Source organism: Geminicoccus flavidas (assembly GCF_009806515.1).
GTDB lineage: Bacteria > Pseudomonadota > Alphaproteobacteria > Geminicoccales > Geminicoccaceae > Geminicoccus > Geminicoccus flavidus.
The window spans coordinates 1-6,568 of record NZ_WUJP01000593.1 but is presented as its reverse complement, the minus strand read 5'-3'; the positions used below and the strand labels follow the sequence as shown (position 1 = coordinate 6,568).

The window sequence follows — 6,568 nt, the reverse complement described above, 5'->3', positions numbered from 1 at the left end:
CCGATGTCAGCGTCAGCGCCGACGTGCAGCGCATGGCAGACGAAGCGGAGCGGCGCTTCGGCGAGATCGACATCCTGATCAACAATGCCGGCATCGCGCACAACGCCGCAGCCGAGGACATGACCGAGGCCGAGTGGGAGCGGATGATCCGCATGAACCTCACCTCGGTGTTCCTGTGCTGCCAGGCGGTGGGCCGGCGGATGATCCGGCAGAAGCACGGTGTGATCGTGAATGTCGGCTCGCTGTCGGCCAAGATCGTCAACTTCCCGCAGAAGCAGGCGCACTACAACGCCGCCAAGGCCGGCGTGCACCTGCTGACCAAGTGCCTGGCGGTCGAATGGGCGCCGCACAACATCCGGGTCAACGTGCTGGTGCCAGGCTACATCCACACCGAGCTGGTCGACCCCATCATCGAGAAGCATGGCGAGATGGTGAAGCAGCACTGGATCGGCCCATCCGTGCAGAACCGGTTCGGCACGGTTGAGGAGCTGGGTGCGGCCACCGTCTACCTCGCCTCGGACGCCTCGACCTTCACCACCGGCGAGGAGATGGTGGTGGACGGCGGCTACACGCTGCGCTGAGCCGGCGGCGGGGCGGCTAGGCCGAGCCGGCCGCCCTGCCCTCGTCGATCAGCACGATCTCGTCGCCCGCCTCGCTGTGCTCTTCCAGGGCGGCGACCGCCTCCTCGATCACCTCGTCGGAAAAGCTCTGCTCGCCGCAGTTCCGGCAGCGCCAGGCGGGCACCTGCACGTGCGTCACCATCCGGCCACCGCGGCGGATGGCCATGGTGACGCTGTCAGCGCGCAGGAGACCTGCCTGGCAGCAGGGACAGAGCATCCAGTCACTCCACGATGGTCAATCCGGCAGCCTGGCAGCAGGCGACCAGCTCGGCGTGGCCCATCCGCGCATAGGTGAGCGGGTGGGCCTTGACCGGATCCTGCTCGGCCTCCACTACCATCCAGCCGGAATAGCCGATCTCGGCCAGCACCGGAACGATCTCGCGAAACGCCACCGAGCCCTCCGGGTCGCCCGGCACGGTGAACACCCCCTCGATCACGCCTTTCAGGAAGCTCCAGCGGTTGTTGCGCAACTGGGCATGGATCACCGGGCGGATGTTCTTGGCATGGAAATGGTTCACCCGCGCACCATGGCGGCGCAGCGTGCCGACCACATCGCCGCCGGCGAAGCTCAGATGGCCGGTGTCGAACAAGAGGCCCACCGCCTCGCCGGTGTTCGCCATGAGCAGGTCGATCTCGCGCTCGGTCTCGATCACCGTGCCCATGTGATGATGGAAGGCCATGGCGATGCCCTCGCCCCGCATCCACTCGGCCAGCCGCGTGAGCTTCTCGCCGTAGGCGCCAAACTCCGCCTCGGGCATGCGCGGCCGCTCGGCCAGCGGCGTATCCAGCTGGCCCTGCACCGTGCCGGTGGTCTCGGCATAGACCAGCACGGGCGAACCCATCGCCACCAGCAGGTCGAGATGGGCCCAGACCGCCTGCTGCTCCGCCTCGAGCGACCGCTGGCGCAGCTCGCCGGAGAACCAGCCGGTGATGAGCTGGAGGCCGTGCCGCGCCATGAGCGGCTTCAGCTCTCCTGGATCGCCCGGGAACCGGCCGCCCTTCTCGATGCCGCTGTAGCCGGCTTGCTTCGCCTCGCTCAGGATCCGCTCGACCGGCGTGTCGCCGCCGAGCTCGGGCAGGTCGTCATTGGCCCAGGCGATCGGCTGGGTACCCAGGCGGACAGTGGTCATCGCAGATCTTCCTCCCCTTCATTGCCTGCATCCGGCAGCTGGGCGTTCAGCAGCGCGATCGCCTCGCGATGCTCGGCCGGCGCGTGCGCGATGTCGAGGTAGGGCCGCACCGGCCGCCACGGCCGGACCGCGGTGCGGAAGCGTCGGCCGAGATCCAAGATGGCGTCCGGGCTGATCGGCGGCTCGCTCACGAAGCGGCGGGTCAGCTCGCAGGTATGGGTGTCCCAGGGGTTGAAGGGCACCGCCGGCTGATCGGGGCTGCGCGTCCAGAACACCGGGTAGGGCTTGCCGCCATTGATGCCGCGCAGGTTGGACCAGCCGACATGGTGGACCAGCAGGTTGCATGTGTCGGCTTGGTCGGCGATCTGCTCGGCCAGCTCGATCGAAATCAGCAAGCGCCCAGCCCTGGTGGAGTCGGCCAGGCGGAAGCCGATATCCATGTCCGGACCGATATAGTCGGCGCGCTGGCCGGAGCGGGCACCGGCCACCACCTCGACATTCGGGAAGGGGAACTGGGCCAGCCAGCCCAGCCCCTTGAGGCGCAAGGGCCCGGCCGCCAGGTGGCGGTCGTATTCAACCAGCGCATCGAAGAAGGCGGCGCACAGCAAGGCCGTCTGGGCGAAGTCTGCAACATCGAAGGTGAACAGCACCTCGTCACCCAGGAGCTTCCACACTGCGTCCACCGGATCATAGCCAGGGCCCAGCCCGCGCAACCCGGCATGGCGCTGGAACAGCGCAGGAAAGTCGCGGAAGAAGCCCGAGATCGAACTCGACCATTCGATCGCCCGGGCGACGTCGCCGGCGATCATCTCCGCCTTATAGACCGAGCTGCCCACGATGTCGGCGGAAAGGAACAGCCGGACCTCCGGCTTCAAGCTCACCGTGCCAGACCGAGCTCTTCGCGGGTTGCCATCTGGAGCGAGATCAGCCGGTAGGCGGCTGCGGTGCAGGAAACATAGAACTGCGCCGCCAGCTTGGTCGGCTCGTTGCCGCAGCATCTCGCGGTGCTGCAGAACAGGTCCTTGGGCATCAGCAGGGCCGCGGCGAAGCGGTTGGCCTCGCGCTCGACGGGCTCGCAGCCCCAGCGGCCGACCCGGATGCGCAGGCTGCCAAGCGGCTCGCCCGAATGCAGGACGTAGTGGCCGAGCTCGTGGCCGATCGTGAAGTTGTCGCGCATCGGGCCCGTGATGGGCGAGAGCCGGATCAGGAAATCGCCCGGCCCGTAGACCTCGAGCGAGCCGCCATCGAGCTCACGCAGATGCGGCACGTCGACGGTCACCATCCGGCCGCCCATCGACCCCACCAGATCACGCAGACGGTCACGTCCGGCGACGAAGTGGTGCTCCGCCGCGAACTCGGCCGCCCGCCGTTCGATCTGCTCGGCGGAAAGACCGCATGGCTTCGGCGCCACGAATTCGGTCACGGCACCCGGCTCCTCGACTCCAATCCGTCCTGCCGCATATGGGGATCGCCCCTTCTCCGGCCAAGCCGACGCCGGGAGCCTAGCATGGCGGCTCTGGACCTGTCACCGGGCTGACAGGCGTGCCTGATCATACGCCCAGACGCTGGCGCTTCTTGCCCTCGACATGGGCGCGGAAGGCCTCCTCCACCCGCTGGTTCGCCGATACTTCTGGCGTGCCGCACTCCCACCAGGAGCCGTTCTCGCCGGTCCAGTCGGTCGGGTGGACGTCGATGTGGATGACGGTGGTGCGGTCCGCGGCCTTGGCCTGACGCACCGCGTCCTCGAACTCGCCCATCGACCTCGCCCGGATGCCGATCGCCCCCATCGATTCCGCATGCTTGGCAAAGTCGACCCGGAACGCCTCCTTCACCCGGGTGCCCTGCTCGATCAGGTTGTTGAAGCTGGGCTGGCCCTTGCTGGTCTGCAGCCGGTCGATCACGGCGAACCCGCCATTGTCGCAGACCACCACGATCAGTTTGTGGCCGGTCAGCACCGACGAATAGATGTCGGAATTCATGAGCAGGTAGGAGCCGTCGCCCACCATCACGAATACGTCGCGCGACGGGTCGGCCATGGCCGCACCCCAGCCGCCCGCCACCTCGTAGCCCATGCAGGAGAAGCCGAACTCGCAGTCGAAGGTGCCGATGCCCTTGGCGCGCCAGTTCATCTCCAACTCGCCCGGCATCCCGCCCGCCGCGGTCAGCGCCAGGTCGCGCTCGCCCGCCAGCCGGTTCACCGCGCCCACGACCTGGGCATAGGTGGTGGTCTCGGCATTGGTCGGCCCGGAGCGGCGGTCGATATAGCCGTTCCACTCGCCGTACCAGGCCTTGCCCTGCTGCAGCCAGCTCTCCGGCGCCCGCCAGTCACCCAGCGCCCGGCCCATCTCCTCGATCGTCACCGCGGCGTCGCCCACCACCGGCAGGCTCATGTGCTTGCGCGCGTCGAAACGGGCGGTGTTGATCCCGATGAACCGGGCGTCGTGCGGGAACAGCGTCCAGGAGCCGGTGGTGAAGTCCTGGAGCCGCGTGCCGATCGCCAGCACCACGTCGGCTTCAGCGGCCAGATGGTTAGCGGAGGACGAGCCCATGATCCCGACCGGGCCGCAGTTCACCGGATCGTCGTGCAGGAGCACGGTGCGGCCGTTCAGGGTCTCGGTCACCGGAATGCCGTGCCGCTGCGCGAAGGCGGCGAGCAGCCCTTCGGCATCGGCATAGCGCACGCCGCCGCCCGCGATGATCATCGGCTTCTTGGCGGTCTTCAGCAGCGCCACCGCCGCCTCGATCTGCCGGAGGTCGGCGCGGGGCTTCGGGATGTGGTGGACGGTCGGCTCGAAGAACCGCTCGGGATAGTCGAACGCCTCGCCCTGGGTGTCCTGGCACAGGCCCAGAAAGGCCGGGCCGCAGTCGGCCGGGTCCAGCATCATGCCGAGCGCCTGGGGCAGGGACTGGATGATCTGCTCGGGCCGGGTGATCCGGTCCCAGTAGCGCACGACTGGCTTGAAGGCGTCGTTCACCGACAGGGTCGGGTCGCCGAAATGCTCGACCTGCTGGAGAACCGGGTCGGGAAAGCGGCTGACATAATAGTCGCCGGAGAGCAGCAGGAGCGGCAGGCGGTTGGTGTGGGCGACCGCGGCGGCAGTGACCATGTTGGTGGCACCCGGCCCGATCGAGCTGGCGGCGATCATGATCTGCCGGCGCTTTCTCGCCTTGTTGAAGCCGATCGCTGCCAGCGCCATGGCCTGCTCGTTCTGGCCCCGCCAGGTCGGCAGGACGTCCTGCACCTCCTGCAGCGCCTCGGACAGGCAGGTGACGTTGCCATGACCGAAAATGGCGAACAGGCCGGGAAACAAGGGCTCGTTCCTGCCGTCGATCTCCGTGCGCTGGCTGGTCAGCCAGCGCACCAGGGCCTGCGCCATGGTCAGACGCACCGTCTTCATCGTTCCCGCCTCCCGATCCGGTCTTTGCCCGAATGGGTGGAACCATAGGGGAGCCGGGATGGAGGGTGAAGCACCCTTCGCCGGCCGCAGCCTATGGCGGGATCTTGCCGTTCGACAGCGCCGGCAGGAGCAGGCCGCACCCCAGGAACCGGCAGCCCAAGCCGGGGCCGAGATCTTCCTGGCGCCACCGCCCCGTTTCGTTGGTCCAGTGCCAGAGATGGTCCTTGGGCCCACGCGCATAGACATGGGCGGCCCCATTCTTGGTCGCGTAGGCGGTCAGGTTGCCGATCAGGCCACCGCCGGCATCCTCCTTGCGCCAGCTGCCGCCCGATTTCCACCAGTGCACCAGACGGTTGCCGGAGCCGCGCACAAAGACATGGGGGGTGCTGCCGATGACGAACGCGGCCGGGCCACCGATGACGCCCTTGCCGAGCTCCTCATGCCGCCAGCCGCCACCGCTGTTCCACCAGTGCCAGAGACGGCCGTTCAGCGTCTGTGCATAGACGTGATGGCTGGCGCCATCGGAGTAGGCGGACGGAGGATTGACGATTGCACCGCCCAGGTCCTCGCGGCGCCATGTCCCGCCGGACTTCCACCAGTGCAGGATGTTGCTAGTGGACGCTCGCCCGTAGACATGGTGGACGTTGCCCACGGCATAGGCGGAAGGGGCGCTGACCAGTTGCTTGCCCAGGTCCTCCTGGTGCCAGCCGCCATTGGTGAACCACCAGTGCCAGAGCCGCCCCTGGCGGGTGTGGACATACACGTTGTGATTGGGCCTGCCGTAGGAGGTCGGCGGGCCGCCCGGGTCGCCACCCAGGTTGCGCACTAGCCAGCGCCCGCCCGAGCGCCGCCAGTGCATGAGATCGCCGTTGCGCCCGAACGCATAGGCATTCGCATTGTTGTTGCCGGTATCATAGGCGGTCGGCCCGGAGATGATGTCGCCGCCCAGGTCCTCGCGCTGCCATTTCCCGGCGGTGCGCCACCAGTGCAGCAGATGGTTGCTGCGCCCCCGGACGAAGACGTGGTGGACGTCGGCCCCGGAGACGTAGGCGGACGGCCGGTCCTGCATCAGCGGATTGTGGCGCGGGTCCTCCCCGACGCTCCAGGCCGAGGTGCTGAGAAGCAAGGCGAAGAGCGCGCCCACTAGAGCGATAAAATACTGCGGAGCACTATTTCCGGAACTGAGCTTCATCCTGTCCCCCGGTCAAGCAGCGCAGGGAATTGATGATGCTCTTTTCTCTCAATCTTGCTGTCAACGAGATTAGGCTATCGCTGCCCGCCCTGCTGCAGTGCCGGTACGCCGGTCTATCGGCTCCAGATGTCCCGCACGACGAGATGGTCCACGCCCAACAGGGTCAGCCGGTCGTCGACCGATGCGCCTTTCAGCTCGTGAGCGTCGTCCAAGCTCGCGTTCATGAGG

7 protein-coding genes are annotated in these 6,568 nt (G+C 67.6%); 1 reads left to right on the top strand and 6 read right to left on the bottom strand.

The annotated features are described in order from the left end of the window. The coding region (locus EQG76_RS16890; protein WP_159715545.1) for an SDR family NAD(P)-dependent oxidoreductase at positions 1–581 on the top strand (581 nt) is incomplete at its 5' end. A 16-nt stretch (positions 582–597) separates the two neighbouring features. On the opposite strand, the gene EQG76_RS16885 is transcribed toward EQG76_RS16890, so the two are convergent. The 6 genes from EQG76_RS16885 to EQG76_RS16860 all read right to left on the bottom strand — a co-directional run bounded on the left by EQG76_RS16885 (position 598) and on the right by EQG76_RS16860 (position 6,274). Beyond that, positions 598–837, bottom strand: a complete 240-nt coding sequence (locus EQG76_RS16885; protein WP_159715543.1) for a YgiT-type zinc finger protein — start codon at positions 835–837, stop codon at positions 598–600. A gap of 4 nt (positions 838–841) precedes the next feature. Then, positions 842–1,750, bottom strand: coding sequence for a myo-inosose-2 dehydratase (gene iolE, locus EQG76_RS16880; RefSeq protein WP_159715541.1), 909 nt, complete (start codon positions 1,748–1,750; stop codon positions 842–844). After that, positions 1,747–2,631 carry a nucleotidyl cyclase domain-containing protein gene (locus EQG76_RS16875; RefSeq protein WP_159715539.1) on the bottom strand — a complete coding sequence of 295 codons (885 nt, stop codon included), beginning with the start codon at positions 2,629–2,631 and terminating at the stop codon, positions 1,747–1,749. Before EQG76_RS16875 ends, iolE begins: the two co-directional genes overlap by 4 nt. Then, complete coding sequence (locus EQG76_RS16870; protein WP_159715537.1) at positions 2,628–3,173, bottom strand: ImmA/IrrE family metallo-endopeptidase; 546 nt, start codon at positions 3,171–3,173, stop codon at positions 2,628–2,630. Before EQG76_RS16870 ends, EQG76_RS16875 begins: the two co-directional genes overlap by 4 nt. A gap of 127 nt (positions 3,174–3,300) precedes the next feature. Then, a complete protein-coding gene (gene iolD, locus EQG76_RS16865) occupies positions 3,301–5,148 on the bottom strand; it encodes a 3D-(3,5/4)-trihydroxycyclohexane-1,2-dione acylhydrolase (decyclizing) (protein WP_159715527.1) in 1,848 nt (615 codons plus the stop codon). A 91-nt stretch (positions 5,149–5,239) separates the two neighbouring features. Next, positions 5,240–6,274 carry a hypothetical protein gene (locus EQG76_RS16860; RefSeq protein WP_159715525.1) on the bottom strand — a complete coding sequence of 345 codons (1,035 nt, stop codon included), beginning with the start codon at positions 6,272–6,274 and terminating at the stop codon, positions 5,240–5,242. Positions 6,275–6,568 lie beyond the last annotated feature (294 nt).